This window comes from Streptosporangiales bacterium (genome assembly GCA_009379955.1).
In the GTDB taxonomy this organism is placed as follows: Bacteria; Actinomycetota; Actinomycetes; order Streptosporangiales; family WHST01; genus WHST01.
Genome location: WHST01000004.1, coordinates 17,493 through 35,056, shown reverse-complemented (window position 1 = coordinate 35,056; position 17,564 = coordinate 17,493). Strand labels below are relative to the sequence as shown.

Sequence of the window (17,564 nt, the reverse complement as noted above, 5' to 3'; positions counted from 1 at the left end):
GCGGTGGTCAGCGGCTGCGCAGTCCGTCGAAGGCGAGGGTGGCGACGGCGGCTCCGATCGCGTCGGGCTGGGCCGTGCCCTGGCCCTCGCGGTACCACTCGCTGATCGAGTTGACCATGCCGAAGAGCAGGCGGGTGGCGAGCCGCGGGTCGACGTCGTCGCGCAGGTCGCCGTCGGCGGCGGCCTCGGCGACGAGGTCGGCGACCCGGCTGTCGAGGTCGCGGCGGCGTTCCAGCGCCCACCGCTCGGTGTCGGTGTTGCCGCGCGCCCGCAGCAGCAGGGTGACGAACGGCCGCTCCTCGATCAGCACCTCAGCGGCACGCCGCAGGACGTGCTCGAGCCGGTCGACCGCACGTCCGGTGGTCGCGCCCGGCTCGTCGAGCGCCCCGAAGAGCACCCCCGTGGCCCGCTCCAGCGCGAGCCGCAGGATGTCCTCCTTGCCGCGCACGTGGTGGTAGATCGACGACTTCGTGATGCCGGCCGCCTGGGCGAGGTGTTCCATGCTCGTGCCGTCGTAGCCGCGCTCGTTGAACACCTCGACGGCGACCGCGAGGAGCGATTCCGGGGTGTAGCGCTCGCGCGCTGCGATGGCCATCCGACGACCATAGACCGAACGTTCGGTCGGGCGCTATGGTGGAGACCACCTTCCGACGGGTGAGGAGCGGGTTCGTGACGGAGCGGCAGGTCGAGTTCGACGCGCGGGTGGCCGCCGACGAGCGGGTCGAGCCGCGTGACTGGATGCCCGACGCGTACCGGGCGACGCTGATCAGGCAGATCGCCCAGCACGCCCACTCCGAGATCATCGGCATGCAGCCAGAGGGCAACTGGATCTCCCGCGCGCCGTCACTGCGCCGCAAGGCGATCCTCATCGCCAAGGTCCAGGACGAGGCCGGCCACGGCCTCTACCTGTACGCGGCCGCCGAGACGCTGGGCGCCGACCGCGACGACCTGCAGGACCTGCTGCTGTCCGGCCGGCAGAAGTACTCGAGCATCTTCAACTACCCCACGCTCACCTGGGCCGACATCGGCGCGATCGGCTGGCTCGTCGACGGGGCCGCGATCACCAACCAGGTGCCGTTGTGTCGCTGCTCGTACGGGCCGTACGGCCGCGCGATGGTGCGGATCTGCAAGGAGGAGTCGTTCCACCAGCGGCAGGGGTTCGAGATCCTGCACACGCTCGGCCACGGCACCCCTGCGCAGCACGCGATGGCGCAGGACGCCGTCGACCGCTGGTGGTGGCCGTCGCTGATGATGTTCGGCCCGCCCGACGCCGACTCCGCCCACACCGAGCAGTCGATGGCCTGGCGGATCAAGCGCTTCGGCAACGACGACCTGCGCCAACGGTTCGTCGACATGACGGTGCCGCAGGCCGAGGTGCTCGGACTGACGCTGCCCGACAACGGCATCGCCTGGAACGCCGACACCGGCCACTACGACTTCACCGAGCCCGACTACAGCGAGCTGATCGCGGTGATCAAGGGCAACGGCCCCTGCAACAGGGAGCGGATCGCCCAGCGGCGCACGGCACACGAGGACGGCGCGTGGGTCCGCGAGGCGGCACGGGCGTACGCGGACAAGCGGCGCACCGTCGAGGCGGTGGCGTGATGGCCGGCTGGCCGCTCTGGGAGGTGTTCGTGCGCAGCCGGCGCGGGTTGTCGCACCAGCACGTCGGCAGCCTGCGGGCACCCGACGCGGTGATGGCGCTGCGCAACGCCCGCGACGTCTACACCCGCAGGAGCGAGGGCGTGAGCGTGTGGGTCGTGCCGGCGGCCGCGATCCACGCCTCGTCGCCGGACGAGAAGGACCCGTTCTTCGACCCCGCGAACGACAAGGTCTACCGTCACCCGACCTTCTACACGGTGCCCGAAGGGGTCGAGCACCTGTGAGCGAAGGAGCTGCGACGAAGCGGTCGCGTGGAGGCACTATGAAGTCGCCGTTCTTCGCCGAGACCGGCGTGTCGCCTGCCGGGGAGATGCCGGACGTCGCGGCGTACGCGCTCCGGCTCGGCGACGACGCGCTGGTGCTCTCGCACCGGTTGGCCGAGTGGGTGGCGCGGGCACCCGAGCTCGAGGAGGACGTCGCGCTGGCCAACATCGCGCTCGACCTGCTGGGCCAGGCCCGCACCCTGTTGGCGTACGCGGGCGAGGTCGAGGGTGCGGAACGCGACGAGGACGCGCTGGCGTACCTGCGCGACGACCGCGCGTTCGGCAACCTGCAGATCGTGGAGCTGCCACGCGGCGACTTCGGTCGGACGATCGCCAGGCAGCTGTTGTTCTCCGTGTACCAGCACCTGCTCTACGGCGAGCTCGCGCGGTCGGTCGACGCGACGCTCGCGGGTGTCGCGGGCAAGGCGGTGAAGGAGGTCGCGTACCACCGCGACCACGCGACCCAGTGGACACTGCGGCTCGGCGACGGCACCGCGGAGAGCCACGAGCGGCTCCAGGCCGGGCTCGCGTACGTCTGGCCGTACGTCGACGAGATGTTCGAGGCCGACGCCCTGGTGGCGCGCCTCGCCGCGGACGGCGTGGGCGTCGACGTGTCGGGGCTGCGGGCCGCGTGGGACGCGGGCGTCGGCGAGGTGCTGCGCGAGGCGACGCTCGAACGTCCCGAGATGCCGCCGGCACGGTGCGCCGGCCGCCGAGGCCTGCACACCGAGCACCTCGGACACCTGCTCGCCGAGATGCAGTCGCTGCACCGCGCCCACCCGGGGGCGACATGGTGACCGCGACGAAGGCACGTGACGTCGCCGCCGAGGTCGTCGATCCCGAGATCCCGGTGCTGACCATCGCCGACCTCGGGGTGCTCCGCGACGTCACCGTCGACGCCGCCGGAGCCGTCGAGGTCGTCATCACCCCGACCTACTCCGGCTGCCCGGCCATGGAGGCGATCCGCGCCGACATCGAGGGTGCCCTGCACGGCGCGGGCTACACCGACGTGCGGGTGCGCACCGTGCTCAGCCCCGCCTGGACCACCGACTGGCTGACCGACGAGGGCAGGCGCAAGCTCAGCGCGTACGGCGTCGCGCCGCCAGGCCCCGCGACCGCCGGCACCCCGGTGACCGTGCCGCTCTCGGTGCGCTGCCCCCGCTGCGGGTCGCTCGACACCCGCGAGACCAGCAGGTTCGGGTCCACCGCGTGCAAGGCGCTGCATGCCTGCCGCGCGTGCGCGGAGCCGTTCGACGCGCTGAAGGCCCTGTAGATGACCACCGCCACGCCCGCCCAGGTGAGGCCGCACGCGCCGGTGTTCCACGAGCTGCGGGTCGCCGCCGTCGAGCCGCTGACCGACGACGCGTACGCCGTGACGCTGGACGTGCCCGGCGAGCTGGCTGAGGCGTTCGCGTACGAGGCCGGCCAACACGTCAACGTGCGCTGCCTCGCGGCGGGCGACGACACGAGGCGCAGCTACTCGCTCTGCACGCCCGCCGGGTCCGGCGTACTACGCATCGGGGTGAAGCGGCTGCCGGGCGGCGCGTTCTCGTCGTACGTCGGCGAGCGGCTGCGACCCGGCGACACCCTGGAGGTGATGACGCCGACGGGACGGTTCACGCCGGCGCTCGATCCCGGCCGCGCCGTGCACTACGGGCTCGTCGCGGCGGGCAGCGGTATCACGCCGCTGCTGTCGATCGCTGCCACGGCGCTCGCGGTCGAACCGGCGAGCTCGGTGACACTCTTCTACGGCAACCGGACGAGCCGGTCGGTCATGTTCGTCGAGGAGCTGTCCGACCTGAAGAACCGGTACCCCGACCGCTTCGCGGTCGTGCACGTGCTGTCGCGGGAACCGCAGCAGGTCGAGCTGTTCTCCGGCCGGCTCGACCCGGACCGGTTCGGCCGCCTCCTCGACGCGCTGTGCCCCGCCGAGTCGGTCGACGAGTGGTTCTGCTGCGGGCCGTTCGCCATGGTGCGCGACCTGCGCGGGCTGCTGCGCGACCGCGGGGCCACGCGGGTGCACGTCGAGCTGTTCCACGCGGACGCCGTACCCACACCGCCCGCACCCGCGCCGGCGAGCGTATCCGGTGACCGCAGCACGGTGACCGCCGTCCTCGCCGGCCGCGCCACGACGTTCACGCTCGGCGAGCACGACATGCCCGTCCTGGAGGCGATGCTGAGAGAGCGCGGCGACGCACCTTACGCGTGCCGCGGCGGCGTCTGCGGCACCTGCCGCGCCCGGCTGCTCGAGGGCGAGGTGCGGATGGACCAGAACTACGCGCTCGAGGACGACGAGCTCCGGCAGGGGTTCGTGCTCACCTGCCAGTCCCACCCCGTGACCCCGACCGTACGACTGGAGTACGACACGTGAGACGACACGACGAGCATGTGGTGGTCATCGGTGGAGGCACCATGGGCGCGGGGATCACCCACGTCTTCCTCGCCGCCGCCTCCCCGGTGACGATCGTGGAGTCCGGCGCGGACGCCGCCGACCTGGCGCGCGAGCGCGTCGCCGCTTCGGTGCGCAAGGCGGAGGAGCTCGGCAAGCTCCCCGACGGGGTCACCGCCAACGTCCTCGTCGCCGACCTGCGCACCACGACCTCGCTCGACGACCTCGGCCACCGCGCCCGCCTCGTCGTCGAGGCCGTCCCCGAGGACGTCGGCCTCAAGCAACGGATGCTCGTCGCCGCCGAGCGGGCCCTGCCCGATGCCGACCTCGCCACGAACACCAGTGCGCTGCCCGTTGCCGAGATCGCTGACGCGCTCGACCGTCCGGAACGCCTCGTCGGCATGCACTTCTTCAACCCGGTGCCGGCGTCGGCGCTCGTCGAGGTGGTCCGGCACGACCGCGTCGACGACGCCGTGGTCGCCCGTACGCAGGCGCGGGTCGAGCGACTCGGCCTCACGCCAGTCACGGTGCGCGACAGCCCCGGCTTCGCCACCAGCCGACTCGGCGTCGCCGTCGGGCTCGAGGCGATCCGGATGTTGGAGGACGGCGTCGCCTCCGCCGAGGACATCGACACCGCGATGCGACTCGGCTACCGCTGGCCCATCGGCCCGCTACGGCTGACCGACCTCGTCGGGCTCGACGTGCGTCTCGCCGTCGCCGAGCACCTCACCCGTACGCTCGGCCCACGGTTCACGCCGCCCCAGCTGCTCCGCGACATGGTCGCCAGGGGCGAGCTGGGCAAGAAGTCGGGCCGGGGATTCCATGCCTGGTAGCAGCCGCGATCCACGACCGTCTACGAACCGGCAGGAGCCGACGATGCCGCACCCGTTGTACGACAAGCACCGCGAGACGCTCGACCGGGCCGTGCGGGCGATCGGCGAACGCACGCACTGGAGCCCGTTCCCCGAGTCGCCGAGCGGCCGGGTCTACGGCGAGACAGCCGCGGCGGAGGGCGAGCAGGCGTTCCGGGCGTACCTCGGCGAGCGGTTCCCGCTCGACCAGCCCGGCACGGACGGCTGGGTGGGCGACGAGCGGTCGCCGTACGGCATCGAGCTGGGTGTCACCTATCCGCACCCGGACGTCGACACCCTGCTCGTCGAGATGGCCGCGGGCATGAAGGAGTGGCGCGACGCCGGTCCCGACACCCGCGCCGCGGTGTGCGTGGAGATCCTGCACCGGCTCAACGCCAGGAGCTTCGAGCTCGCCCACGCCGTCATGCACACGACAGGGCAGGCGTTCGTCATGGCGTTCCAGGCCGGCGGCACGCACGCGCAGGACCGCGGGCTGGAAGCGGTCGCGTACGCGTACGCGGAGATGACCCGCACGCCGGCCGAGGTGGTCTGGGAGAAGCCGCAGGGCAAGCACGACCCGCTGCGGATGACGAAGCGGTTCCACGTCGTGCCGCGCGGCATCGCCCTGCTCGTCGGCTGCAACACCTTCCCGACCTGGAACGGCTTCCCGGCTCTGTTCGCCAGCCTCGCGACGGGCAACCCGGTCATGGTGAAGCCGCACCCACGCGCCGTCCTGCCACTCGCGATCACGGTCGCCGTCGCACGCGAGGTGCTCGCCGAGGCGGGCTTCTCGGCCGACCTCGTCACCCTCGCGGCCGAGCGCGACGGGGAGGGACTCGCGTCCACGCTGGCCACGCGTCCCGAGGTGCGCATCGTCGACTTCACCGGTTCGACGGCGTACGGCGAGTGGCTCGAGCAGCACGCGCGCCAGGCGCTGGTCTACACGGAGAAGGCGGGTGTCAACACCGTCGTCGTCGACTCCACCGACGACTTCAAGGGGTTGTGCCGCAACCTCGCGTTCTCGCTGTCGCTGTACTCGGGCCAGATGTGCACGACCCCGCAGAACATCCTGGTACCCCGCGACGGCATCGACACCGACCAGGGACACCTGTCGTTCGACGACGTCGCGCAGGGCATCGCGCAGGGCGTCGACAAGCTGCTCGGCGACGAGGCGCGCGCGGTCGGCGTGCTCGGCGCGATCGTGAACGACGGCGTGCTGCAGCGGCTCGACAAGGTCCGCGGCATCGGCCGCCAGGTGCTGGCGTCCCGCACGGTCACGCACCCGGAGTTCGCCGGCGCGACCGTCCGCACGCCGCACCTGGTCGGCGTCGACGCGGGCGAGGGCGCGATCAACGAGGAGTGGTTCGGGCCGATCGCGTTCGTCATCGCCACCGACGACACCGCGCAGAGTGTCGAGCTGTTCCGCGACACCACCCGCGACCGCGGTGCCATCACCGCGTCGGTGTACTCCACCGACGAGAACGTACTCGCCGACGTCGAGGAGGCCGCGCTGCAGGGCGGCGTCGCCCTGTCGTGCAACCTCACCGGCGGGGTGTTCGTGAACCAGTCGTCGGCCTACTCCGACTTCCACGCCACGGGCGCCAACCCCGCGGCCAACGCGAGCCTCACCGACGGCGCGTTCGTCGCAGGGCGGTTCCGCGTCGTGCAGTCCCGCCGTCACCTCACGAGTTGACGCCGGGTACACCTGGTTGCGACGCTGGCGGTGCCGCAGCATCCACCGGGGAGGTCTGCCGATGCGCAGCCGGGCCAATCTGGTGTTCGCTCTCGGTAGCTTCATCGTCCTCATCGGTCTCGTGGCCGGCGGCATCTTCGGCATCGTCGTCTTCCTCGACAAGCTGCACGGCCCCCATGTCCCGTCCGGATGGGCGTACGTCACGTACACGATCGACGGCGACGTCAGCGGTGACGAGCAGGAGGCGATGGCCAAGTCGATCGTGTTCCGCATGCACATGGGCAGGGCCGCGGACGCGCGGTGGTGGGTGCACGACGACACCATGACCGTGGCGGTGCCGGAGAGCGAGCGGCCCGAGCTGGAGTCGCTGCCCGACCAGGGACCCGTACTCGGCTTCGGTGGCGTCACCAGCTCAGGTGTCGTCGGCGAGGGCCCGGTGAAGGACACGGGGCAGTGCCGCAAGCCGCCCGACGGCTACGCGTGCGACCGGGAGCGTCACCTCTGGTACCAGCTGGAGGAGCCCGCGCTGACGGGCAACGACGTGGCGTCGTCGAGCGTGCGCCCGGACAAGGCGGGCACCGGGGCGCTCGCCATCGAGATGCACTTCGACGGTGAGCACAGGGAGACCCTGAAGAAGACCACGACGACGATGGCCGGGGCGTCGGGAGACGCCCAACGGCTCGCGGTCGTCTACGGCGGCATCGTGCTGAGCGCGACACCCGTCGCCGAGCCCACGACCAACGGCACGGTACGGCTGCCGGGCTTCTCCAAGAGCGAGGGCGGCGACCTCGCGAGCGCGATCGAGGCCGGCAAGCTCGACGTGACGCTGACCAAGGGCCCGATCGAGATCGCGGACTAGCTGCCGGGTCAGCTTGCGGCGAGCACACTCATGATGCTCGACTCCGTGACCTCCTGGCCCGTCAGCTCGCCGACCACAGCGCCCTCGCGCAGGACGACGACGCGGTCGCAGTTGCCGACGAGCTCCTCCAGATCGGACGAGATCAGCATCACCGCGAGCCCGTCGACCGCGAGGTCGTCGATCAGCGCCTGCACCTCGACCTTCGTGCCGACGTCGATGCCACGGGTGGGCTCGTCGAGCATCAGCACCCGCGGGTTCATCGCGAGCCACCGCGCGAGCAGCACCTTCTGCTGGCTGCCTCCCGACAGCTCCGCGACGGGCTGGTGCGGGCTCGTCGCCTTGATCCGCAGCCGGGTCATGAACGTCTCGACGATGCGGTCGAGCCTGGCGTTGGACACGATCCCCGCTCGGGACAGCCGGGGCAGGGCCGCGAGGACGATGTTGTCGCGGACGGACAGTGTCGCGATGATGCCGTCGCTCCTGCGGTCCTCGGGCAGCAGGCTCACACCCGCGCGGATGGCGCCGGAGATCGACCGCCTGCGCAGCCGGGTGCCGGACACGGTGACCTGGCCCGCGTCGAGCGGCATGGCACCGGCGATCGCCTTCGCGGTCTCGCTGCGTCCGGCCCCCAGGAGGCCGCCGAGACCGAGCACCTCGCCGGGACGGAGGTCGAGCGACACCCCGTCGAGGACGTGCCTGCGGGTGAGTCCGGTCGCGCGCAGGATCGGCGGGTCGGCGGGCTCGGTGGCGACTCCGCCGAGCACGGTCACGCTCGCCGTGGCCGCCTGGCCGAGCATCAGCGAGACGAGGCGCAGCCGGTCGACGCCGGCCAGCGGACCGGTGTGAACGACGCGCCCGTCGCGGAGCACGGTCACGCGGTCGCAGATGCGCTCGATCTCCTGCAGCCGGTGGCTCACGTAGACCACGGACCGACCCTCGTCGCGCAGCCGTTCGATCGCGGCGAACAGCCGGTCGACCTCGTCCGGCTCCAGGCTCGCGGTCGGCTCGTCGAGCACGACCACCCGCGCCCCCGTCGAGATCGCCCACGCGGACGCGACGAGCTGCCGCGCGCCCGCCGGGAACGAGCCGAGCGGGCGGCGGACGTCGACGTGCAGGCCGAACGGCTCGATCGCCGCGCGCGCCCGCGCGTTCATCTCGGCGCAGTCGAGGAGACCGTGCCGGCGCGGCTCGCGGCCGAGGAACAGGTTGCGCGCCACACTCATCTGCGGGACGAGGTTGGTCTCCTGATGGACGGTGCCGATGCCCGCGCGTCGTGCGTCGGGAGGTGACGAGAGCGTGACCCGCGCACCGTCGACGCGGAGGGTGCCTGCGGTCGGCCGGTGGATGCCGGAGAGCACCTTGACGAGTGTCGACTTGCCCGCGCCGTTCTCGCCGACGAGGGCGTGCACCTCGCCGCGGCCGAGGGCGAACGACACGTGATCGAGGGCGCGGGTACCGGGGAAGTCGACGACGACGCCGGCCGCTTCGAGGATCGGGCCCTGATCGGCCACGGCCTGCCTCCTTGCACGCCCCTGTGCCCCGCATGATCCCGCACGGGCGAGGGTCCGTAAACCCTCCTCTACGCGACGGTCGTCAGGTGGGCAGGCGGGCCACGTGCAGGCGGACGGCACGGTTGGCGAGCTCGTCGAGCACCTCGCGCGGGGCGGCGTCCTCGGTCACGAGGTGGTCGATCTCGTCGGTCGGCACGGTCTGCACCATCGTGTCGACGCCGATCTTGGTGTGGTCGGCCAGCACGACGATCTCCTCGGCGGCGGCCGCGAGCGCGCGGTCGACGCTGGCGACCTGCATGTTCGGTGTCGACAGGCCCCGGTCGGGAGTGAGCCCGTTGCCCGAGATGAACGCCCTGCGCACCCGCAGCTCCGCGAGCGAGCGCTCCGCGGCACTGCCGACGAGCGCGTGGATGGCGCCCCGCACCGTGCCGCCGGTGAGGACCACCTCGATGCGCGGCGCGCCGCCGAGTGCCTCGGCGACGAGCAGCGAGTTGGTCACCACGGCGAGCTCGCCGTGCCGCAGCAGTTGCTGGGCGAACGCCTGCGTCGTCGTGCCGGCGCCGATGACGATCGCGTCGCCGTCCTCGACGAGCGACGCCGCCAGCTCCGCGATCGCCGCCTTCTCCGCCGCGGCGACCTGTGCCTTCTGCGTGTAGGTGGCCTCCCGCGACAGCGCGCCCGGCAGGGTCGCACCCCCGTGGTGCCGGTTGAGCAGGCCCTCGCCCTCGAGCACCCGCAGGTCGCGCCGGACGGTGACCTCGGAGGACTGCACCGCGTGCGCGAGCTCGCGCAGCGACACGGCGCCGTTGGTCCGCATCACCTCGAGGATGCGCTGCCTGCGCTCCGCCGCGAACACCGGCCGTCGGGCCTCGCCGGGGGACTCACTCCTGGTTCCCACGCGCCCACCTCTGCCGAACGGACCGCTTCTGGCCAGTCCGATCGTAGTCAGTCGGCGAGCCGCGGGCGAGGCGCGTCCACCGCTGGGCGTGCACGCGGTGACCCAGACCGTTCGTGATCGGCTGGCTGATCGAAAGTGATCGAACGGTATTGACTTCGGTCGGATGTGATGCTTCATTGTGGCGATTGCGCGTTCAGATGTGTCCGTTTCCGGAGTGGGGCGGACTCGCGGAGAAGGGATCGGCCCGCATGGTCGCTACCGCACGCAGCCGCACCCCGCTCCTGCTCGTCGTCGCCCTGCTCGCCACGCTCGTCCAGCTCGGCGTCGCCGCCTCCGCATCGGCCGCGCCGGCGGCGGAGCGTGGTGGCCTGCGCGGCGACTATTACGTCAGCTCGGCGCCGGGCACGTTCGACTTCCACGAGCTGAAGGCGTCGGTCGTCGACCCGAACATCGAGTTCCCCGACCTCGAGGGCACCTTCCGCACGCTCACCGGACAGGTCGACGCCGTGGCCGTCCGCTGGACCGGACGGCTGCGGCCGGAGCACTCCGAGGCCTACACGTTCTCGATGATCGGCGACAACGGCTTCCGGCTGTGGATCGACGGCGAGCTCGCCATCGACAACTGGGAGGACGTCTGGGACGTCGAGAAGGTCAGCGAGCCGATCGAGCTCGAGGCCGGCCGCGCGTACGACGTCAAGGTCGAGTACTTCGAGCACGAGGGCGGCTCGCACCTGCGCATGCGGTGGCAGAGCGACAGCCAGCCGAAGACGATCGTGCCCGCCGGCGCGTTCACGCTTCCTGACGGCTTCGACCCGCCAGGCCCCGAGACCGCCGCCGTGTCCCCCTCCGGCGACACCGTCGCACTCGACTTCGGCACCGCGCTCGCACCGCTGCCCGCGGACGCCGCCGAGCACGTCGCTCTCACCGTCGGGGGCACGGCCTGGCCGGTCACGGCGGCCGCGCGCGACCCGGAGGACGACAGCGTCGTCACGCTGTCGCTCGAGCACCCCGTGCCGAAGCAGGCGGGCAACGGCGTGCGCGCCTCGTACGACGGCGAGGGCGGTGTCGCCACGGCAGACGGAACGCCGGTCGACGCGTTCACCCACGCGTACGTGGTCAACGGCTCCACCTACACGATCACGACCCGCTGGGCCGACGACGTGGACCAGGACCGGCCGCTGCCCGAGTACCCGCGGCCGCAGCTCGCGCGCACGCAGTGGCAGAACCTCAACGGCCGGTGGCAGTTCGCCGCCGCCGACGCGGGTGAGGCGCCGCCATTCGGCCGCACCCTCGACGAGCGCATCGTCGTTCCGTACCCGGTGGAATCGGTGCTGTCCGGCGTCACCAGGCACGAGGACCGGATGTGGTACCGCAGGACGTTCACCGTCCCGCCGTCGTGGCACGGCCAGCGGCTGCTGCTGCACCTCGACGCGGTCGACTGGCAGTCGACTGTGTACGTCAACGGCACACGCGTCGGCGTGCACAAGGGCGGCTACGACCGGTTCAGCGTCGACGTGACGAAGGCGCTGAAGCGACACGGGAGGCAGGAGCTCGTGGTCGGCGTGTACGACCCGACCGACCAGGGCGGTCAGGCCGTCGGCAAGCAGCGCCTCACGCCCGGCGGCATCATGTACACCTCGGTCTCCGGCATCTGGCAGACCGTCTGGATGGAGCCGGTCAGGCGCGCGCACGTCACGTCGGTCGACACCACGCCGGACGTCGCGAAGCAGGCGCTGCGGGTGTCCGTGAACGCCGCCGACGCGGGCCGGCAGTCGGTGGTCGTGACGGCGCGCGACGGCCACCGGGTGGTCGGACGGGCGACCGGCCGGGTCGGCAGCGAGCTCAGCCTCCCCGTGCCGGAGCCGAAGCTCTGGTCGCCCGAGCGACCGTTCCTCTACGACCTCGAGGTACGGCTGGCGAGCGGTGACCGGGTCACCGGGAGCTTCGGGATGCGCACCGTCGCCGTCGAGGACGTCGACGGCGAGAAGCGGATGACCCTGAACGGCAAGCCCGTCTTCCAGCTCGGACCGCTCGACCAGGGCTTCTGGCCGGACGGCATCTACACCGCACCGACCGACGAGGCGCTGAAGTACGACCTGACCGAGACGAAGCGGTTGGGCTTCAACGCGGTGCGCAAGCACGTCAAGGTCGAGTCCGACCGCTGGTACCACTGGGCCGACCGGCTGGGCCTGCTGGTGTGGCAGGACATGCCGTCGATGTCGCGTGCACCGGAGGCCGCCGACAGGACGCAGTACGAGGCCGAGCTGCGGGAGATGGTCGACCAGCACCGCGGCCATCCCTCGATCGTGATGTGGGTGCCGTTCAACGAGGGCTGGGGCCAGTACGACCAGGCGCGCATCGCGGACCTGGTCAAGGGCTGGGACCCGTCACGTCTCGTGGACAACATGAGCGGCGTCAACTGCTGCGGCGCGGTCGACGGCGGCAACGGCGACGTGATCGACCACCACATCTACCCGGGACCCGGCACTCCCGCGGAGCCGAGCGCGACGCGTGCGTCCGTCCTCGGCGAGTACGGCGGGCTCGGCCTGCCGGTGCTCGGCCACACCTGGTCGGGCGGCGGCTGGGGGTACGCCGTCGAGCCTGACCCCGACGCGCTCACCGCGCACTACGCCGAGATGGGTGAGCGGTTGCGGGAGCTGAGATCCTGCCGCGGCCTGAGCGCGGCCATCTACACCCAGACCACCGACGTCGAGACGGAGCTGAACGGGTTGATGACGTACGACCGCGCGGTGACCAAGCCGCACGTGGACCAGGTGAGACGAGCGAACCAGTCGGCCATCGACGGCGCTCCGGTGAGCTGCGAGGGAGACCAACCATGATGAGGAAGTCCGGAGTCGCGGCGATGGCGTTCGCCGTCGTCCTCCTCGCCGGCGCGTGCGCCAAGGGGGAGAACGCGGGCAACGAGCCCACGTCGAACGGCACCGAGGGCAAGCAGGTCGCTCGGAGCACGGGCGCGACCGGCTCGACGTGCACGCTGGAGAAGTTCGGCGGGCAGAAGATCGACCTGAAGAAGGACGTGGTCGGCTTCTCGCAGTCGGAGAAGGAGGCGAACCCGTTCCGCATCGCCGAGACCAAGTCGATCAGGGACGAGGCGAAGAAGCTCGGGATCGAGAAGCTGCGGGTGACCAACGCGCAGTCGCAGTTCTCCAAGCAGATCTCCGACGTCCAGCAGCTCATCGCCCAGGGCGCCAAGCTGCTCGTCATCGCGCCACTCAACTCCGACGGCTGGGATCCGGTGCTGAAGCAGGCATCCGCGAAGAAGATCCCGATCATCACCATCGACCGGCAGATCAACGCGGACCCGTGCGCGGACTACCTGACGTTCATCGGCTCGGACTTCTACGAGCAGGGCAAGCGTGCGGCCGACCAGATGATCGAGGCGCTCGGCGGCAAGGGCAAGGTCGCGATCCTGCTCGGCGCTCCGGGCAACAACGTCACGACCGACCGGACGAAGGGGTTCAAGGACCGGATGAAGGAGAAGGCGCCGGGGGTGAAGATCGGCTTCGAGCAGACCGGTGAGTTCGCCAGGGAGAAGGGCCAGCAGGTCACCGAGCAGCTGATCCAGTCGACCCCGGACATCGGTGGCATCTACGCCGAGAACGACGAGATGGCGCTCGGTGCGGTTACCGCGCTCAAGGGCGCGGGCAAGAAGGCGGGCGACGTCAAGATCGTGTCGGTCGACGGCACCCGCGCCGCGGTCCAGAGCATCGTCGACGGCTGGCTCTCGTCGGTGATCGAGTCGAACCCGCGGTTCGGCCCGCTCGCGTTCGAGACGGCGCAGAAGTTCGTCGACGGCGAGGCCATCCCCGAGAAGATCATCATCAGCGACCGCGAGTACACCGAGGAGAACGCGAAGGAGAGCGTGGGGCAGGCCTACTGATGACGGCCGAGCCGGTGCTTGAGGCCCTGGGGATCACCAAGCGGTTCCCCGGGGTCCTCGCACTCGACGACGTCTCGTTCCGCCTCGAACCCGGCGAGGTGCACGCGCTGGTGGGGGAGAACGGCGCGGGCAAGTCGACGCTGATCAAGGTCTTCACCGGCGTGTACCAGCCGGACGGCGGCGAACTGCGCCACCACGGGCAGGCGGTGGCGTTCGCCACCCCGCCCGAGGCGCAGCGCGCCGGCATCTCGACGATCTACCAGGAGGTCAACCTCGTCCCGCAGATGAGCGTGGCGCACAACCTGCTGCTGGGCAGGGAGCCACGCGGCCGCCTGGGGGTCATCGACGTCGCGCGGATGAACGCCGAGGCGGAACGGGTGCTGTCCGGGTACGGCATCAGGACCGACGTCCGCCGGCCGCTGCGCACGCTCGGCATGGGCGCGCAGCAGATGGTGGCGCTCGCGCGTGCTGTCTCGGCCGACGCCAGGGTCGTCATCATGGACGAGCCGACGTCGGCGCTCGAGCCGCGCGAGGTGGAGACCCTCTTCGGCGTCATCGGCGAGCTCCGCGCACAGGGGATCGCCGTGGTGTACGTGAGCCACCGGCTCGAGGAGCTGTACCGCGTCTGCGACCGGGTCACCGTGCTGCGCGACGGGCGGGTGGCGCACACCGGGCCGATCGCCGGCCTCGACCGGCTGCGGCTGATCGCGGTCATGCTCGGCCGTGACCTGTCGGTCGTCCGGTCGGAGGGGGCGACCAAGTTCACCGGCGAGCACAGTGGAGCAGACGGCCGTCCGCTGGTCGAGGCATCGGCCCTGACGCGACGGCACGTGCTGCAGGACGTGTCCGTCTCGGTGCGGCCGGGTGAGGTCGTCGGCCTCGGTGGCCTGCTCGGCGCGGGCCGCAGCGAGACCGCCAAGGCCATCGTCGGCGCGCTGCCGGTCGACGACGGCACGGTCGTCGTGGCGGGCCGCCCGCTGCGTCGCGGCTCGACGTCCGCGGCGATCCGCGCCGGCGTCAGCCTGTTGCCGGAGGACCGCAAGGCCGAGGGCATCGTGCCCACGCTGTCGGTGCGGGAGAACATCGCGCTCGCCGCGCTGCCCCGGCTGTCCCGGGCGGGGATCGTCTCCGACGGCCGCCTCGACCGGATCGTCGAGACGTTCATGCGCCGGCTGCGGATCAAGGCGTCGTCGCCGAACCAGCGGGTCTCCGAGCTGTCCGGCGGCAACCAGCAGAAGGTCCTGCTCGCCCGCTGGCTCGCGACGAACCCGAAGGTGCTGCTGCTCGACGAGCCCACGCGCGGCATCGACGTCGGCGCCAAGGCCGAGGTGCAGGGGCTGATCGACGAGCTCGCCGAGGAAGGGCTCGGCGTGCTGCTCATCTCCTCCGATCTCGAGGAGCTCGTCGAGGGCTCCGACCGCATCATCGTGCTCAGGGAGGGTGCGGTGGTCGGCGAGCTCACCGGCGCCGAGGTGACCGAGGAGGCCATCATGGAGGCGATCGCGGCGGGGGGTGGGACCGATGGCTGACGCGACCGCGACGACGGCGCTCGACGGGCGCACCCGCGTCCTCGCGTGGATGCAGGAGTACGGCGTCTACGCCGCGGTCGTCGTCCTGCTGCTGTTCAACATCGCCTTCACGCCGAACTTCCTCGACGTCGCGAACTTCCGCACCCAGCTCATCCAGGTCGCGCCGATCGTGATCCTGTCGCTCGGCATGGCGCTCGTCATCGGCACCGAGGGCATCGACCTCTCCGTCGGGTCGGTGATGGCGCTGGCGTCCGCGATGGTCGTGCTCTACCTCGGGTACGGCGCGCCGGCGGCGATCGTCGCCGCGCTGCTCGCGGGCGCCGTCGTCGGCGCGAGCGGCGGCCTGCTCGTCGCGTACGTCGGCGTGCAGCCGATCGTCGCAACACTGGCGCTGCTCGTCGGCATCCGCGGGCTCGCCAACGTCCTCGTCCCGCAGCTGACCGAGTTCCGCAACCCCACGCTGATCGGCCTCGGCAGCCGGTCGCTGCTCGGGCTGCCGCTCGTGGTGATCATCGCGGCCGCGCTGACCGCGCTCGTCGCGTTCGTCGTGAAGCGCACGACGTTCGGCCGGCAGGTCGTCGCCATCGGCGGCAACCGGGCTGCGAGTGAGCTGTCCGGCCTGCCCGTCCGCCGCGTGCTCGTCACCGTGTACGTCATCTCCGGCATGCTCGCCGCGGGCGCGGGCGTGCTCGCGACGGCGCGGCTGCAGGCGAGCGACCCGACGTCGCTCGGCCTGCTGACGGAACTGTCCGCGATCACGGCGGTCGTGGTCGGCGGCACGCCGCTGACCGGCGGTCGCATCCGCGTGCTCGGCACCGTGATGGGTGCGCTGCTGATGCAGCTGCTGGCGGCGACGCTGATCAAGCACAACCTGCCGCAGTCGTGGACCCAGATGGTGCAGGCGGTCATCATCCTCGCGGCGGTGTACGCAGCGCGGGGGAGGCGAGCGGCATGAGTCCAGCGCTGGAGCTCGACGAGCGAGCCGGAGGTAGGGGCCGCGAGGGCGCCGGCCGCGAACGACTGGGCCAGCTGCTCCAGCACCACGGCGCCCTGCTGGTGCTCGCACTCACCGTGCTGATCGGCACCGTTGCCTTCGACTCGTTCGCCACGACGCAGAACGCCGCCAACATCCTCGTCTCGTCGTCGTTCCTCGCCATCATCGCGATCGGCATGACGTTCGTGATCGTCAGCGGCGGCATCGACCTGTCGGTCGGGTCGTCGTTCGTGCTCGGCGGCGTGCTCGCGGCATACGGCTCGCGGTACGGCGTGGTCGTCGCGGTGCTGCTACCGCTCGCCGTGTGCGGCACGATCGGGCTCGTCCAGGGTCTCGTCATCGCGCGAACGTCGATGGCACCGTTCATCGTCACGCTCGCCGGCCTGCTCGGCATGCGCGGACTGATGCTCGCGCTCTCCGGCGAGGGCGCCGACACGTACCTCGTGGAGAGCGACGCCTTCGCCGCACTCGGCCAGGGCTCGCTGTTCGGCCTCACGGTGCCGGTCTATGTCACGGTCGTGCTCTGCCTGCTCGGCATCGTGCTGCTCCAGCGCACCGGCTTCGGGCAGAACGTCTACGCCATCGGCGGCAGCGAGGACGCGGCCGCGCTGATGGGTGTGCCGGTCGCGAGGGTGAAGGTGCTCGTCTACCTCATGTCCGGCCTGCTCGCCGGGCTCGCCGGCGCTCTCAACGCGGCGCGGCTCTCGTCCGGGGTGACGATTCTCGGCGTGGGCATGGAGCTCGACGTCATCGCGGCCGTCGTGATCGGCGGCACCCTGCTGACCGGCGGCGCGGGAGGCCTCACCGGGACCATGGCGGGCGTGCTGCTCCTCGGCGTGATCCAGAGCCTGATCAACCAGGTCGGCTCGCTCAACTCGTCGTTCCAGCAGGTCGTGAGCGGCGCGTTCCTCGCCGTGGTGGTGATCGTCCAGCGGGTGCTCAGCAAGGCGCAACGTCTGTCGTGAGGCACTGACAACGCTCCCGGCGTGCGGCATCATCAGGGGCAGCGCCGTC

16 protein-coding genes are annotated in these 17,564 nt (G+C 71.4%); 13 read left to right on the top strand and 3 right to left on the bottom strand.

Annotated features, from left to right (window positions below; genetic code table 11):
- Window positions 1-7: 7 nt before the first annotated feature.
- Entirely contained in the window at window positions 8-595 is a 588-nt protein-coding gene (locus tag GEV10_02065; protein MQA77262.1) for a TetR family transcriptional regulator, read from the bottom strand.
- Between the two features lie 35 nt (window positions 596-630).
- Here GEV10_02065 and paaA point away from each other — a divergent pair, with 35 nt between their 5' ends.
- The 8 genes from paaA to GEV10_02025 all read left to right on the top strand — a co-directional run bounded on the left by paaA (window position 631) and on the right by GEV10_02025 (window position 7,717).
- Window positions 631-1,605: a 1,2-phenylacetyl-CoA epoxidase subunit A gene (paaA, locus tag GEV10_02060; GenBank protein MQA77261.1), complete on the top strand. Its 975-nt coding sequence runs from the start codon at window positions 631-633 to the stop codon at window positions 1,603-1,605.
- On the top strand, window positions 1,605-1,886 hold the full coding sequence (locus tag GEV10_02055) for a 1,2-phenylacetyl-CoA epoxidase subunit B (protein MQA77260.1): 282 nt from the start codon (window positions 1,605-1,607) through the stop codon (window positions 1,884-1,886). The genes paaA and GEV10_02055 overlap by 1 nt, the downstream gene beginning before the upstream one ends.
- Before the next feature lie 86 nt (window positions 1,887-1,972).
- Window positions 1,973-2,722, top strand: a complete 750-nt coding sequence (gene paaC, locus GEV10_02050; protein ID MQA77259.1) for a phenylacetate-CoA oxygenase subunit PaaC — start codon at window positions 1,973-1,975, stop codon at window positions 2,720-2,722.
- Window positions 2,716-3,198 (top strand): phenylacetate-CoA oxygenase subunit PaaJ, encoded by a 483-nt coding sequence (gene paaJ / locus GEV10_02045; GenBank protein MQA77258.1) that lies wholly within the window; start codon window positions 2,716-2,718, stop codon window positions 3,196-3,198. The genes paaC and paaJ overlap by 7 nt, the downstream gene beginning before the upstream one ends.
- Window positions 3,199-4,296, top strand: a complete 1,098-nt coding sequence (gene paaK / locus GEV10_02040; GenBank protein MQA77257.1) for a phenylacetate-CoA oxygenase/reductase subunit PaaK — start codon at window positions 3,199-3,201, stop codon at window positions 4,294-4,296.
- A 41-nt stretch (window positions 4,297-4,337) separates the two neighbouring features.
- Window positions 4,338-5,147: a 3-hydroxybutyryl-CoA dehydrogenase gene (locus GEV10_02035; GenBank protein MQA77256.1), complete on the top strand. Its 810-nt coding sequence runs from the start codon at window positions 4,338-4,340 to the stop codon at window positions 5,145-5,147.
- 43 nt (window positions 5,148-5,190) lie between these two features.
- Window positions 5,191-6,858 carry a phenylacetic acid degradation protein PaaN gene (gene paaN, locus GEV10_02030; protein MQA77255.1) on the top strand — a complete coding sequence of 556 codons (1,668 nt, stop codon included), beginning with the start codon at window positions 5,191-5,193 and terminating at the stop codon, window positions 6,856-6,858.
- A 61-nt stretch (window positions 6,859-6,919) separates the two neighbouring features.
- Window positions 6,920-7,717: a hypothetical protein gene (locus tag GEV10_02025; GenBank protein MQA77254.1), complete on the top strand. Its 798-nt coding sequence runs from the start codon at window positions 6,920-6,922 to the stop codon at window positions 7,715-7,717.
- A gap of 8 nt (window positions 7,718-7,725) precedes the next feature.
- Here the strand turns inward: GEV10_02025 and GEV10_02020 are convergent, their stop codons facing one another.
- Both GEV10_02020 and GEV10_02015 read right to left on the bottom strand, forming a co-directional pair.
- Window positions 7,726-9,228 carry an ATP-binding cassette domain-containing protein gene (locus GEV10_02020; protein ID MQA77253.1) on the bottom strand — a complete coding sequence of 501 codons (1,503 nt, stop codon included), beginning with the start codon at window positions 9,226-9,228 and terminating at the stop codon, window positions 7,726-7,728.
- Window positions 9,229-9,310: 82 nt separating this feature from the next.
- Window positions 9,311-10,303 (bottom strand): DeoR family transcriptional regulator, encoded by a 993-nt coding sequence (locus tag GEV10_02015; GenBank protein MQA77252.1) that lies wholly within the window; start codon window positions 10,301-10,303, stop codon window positions 9,311-9,313.
- 71 nt (window positions 10,304-10,374) lie between these two features.
- On the opposite strand from GEV10_02015, the gene GEV10_02010 reads away from it, so the two are divergent.
- Genes GEV10_02010 through GEV10_01990 form a run of 5 tightly spaced genes read left to right on the top strand, consistent with a single transcriptional unit; the run spans window position 10,375 to window position 17,515 of the window.
- On the top strand, window positions 10,375-12,966 hold the full coding sequence (locus tag GEV10_02010) for a glycoside hydrolase family 2 (GenBank protein ID MQA77251.1): 2,592 nt from the start codon (window positions 10,375-10,377) through the stop codon (window positions 12,964-12,966).
- Window positions 12,963-14,027: a substrate-binding domain-containing protein gene (locus tag GEV10_02005; protein MQA77250.1), complete on the top strand. Its 1,065-nt coding sequence runs from the start codon at window positions 12,963-12,965 to the stop codon at window positions 14,025-14,027. Before GEV10_02010 ends, GEV10_02005 begins: the two co-directional genes overlap by 4 nt.
- A complete protein-coding gene (locus tag GEV10_02000; protein MQA77249.1) occupies window positions 14,027-15,556 on the top strand; it encodes an ATP-binding cassette domain-containing protein in 1,530 nt (509 codons plus the stop codon). The genes GEV10_02005 and GEV10_02000 overlap by 1 nt, the downstream gene beginning before the upstream one ends.
- Window positions 15,549-16,511 (top strand): ABC transporter permease, encoded by a 963-nt coding sequence (locus GEV10_01995; protein ID MQA77248.1) that lies wholly within the window; start codon window positions 15,549-15,551, stop codon window positions 16,509-16,511. Before GEV10_02000 ends, GEV10_01995 begins: the two co-directional genes overlap by 8 nt.
- Complete coding sequence (locus GEV10_01990; protein ID MQA77247.1) at window positions 16,508-17,515, top strand: ABC transporter permease; 1,008 nt, start codon at window positions 16,508-16,510, stop codon at window positions 17,513-17,515. Before GEV10_01995 ends, GEV10_01990 begins: the two co-directional genes overlap by 4 nt.
- The last annotated feature ends 49 nt before the right edge of the window (window positions 17,516-17,564 follow it).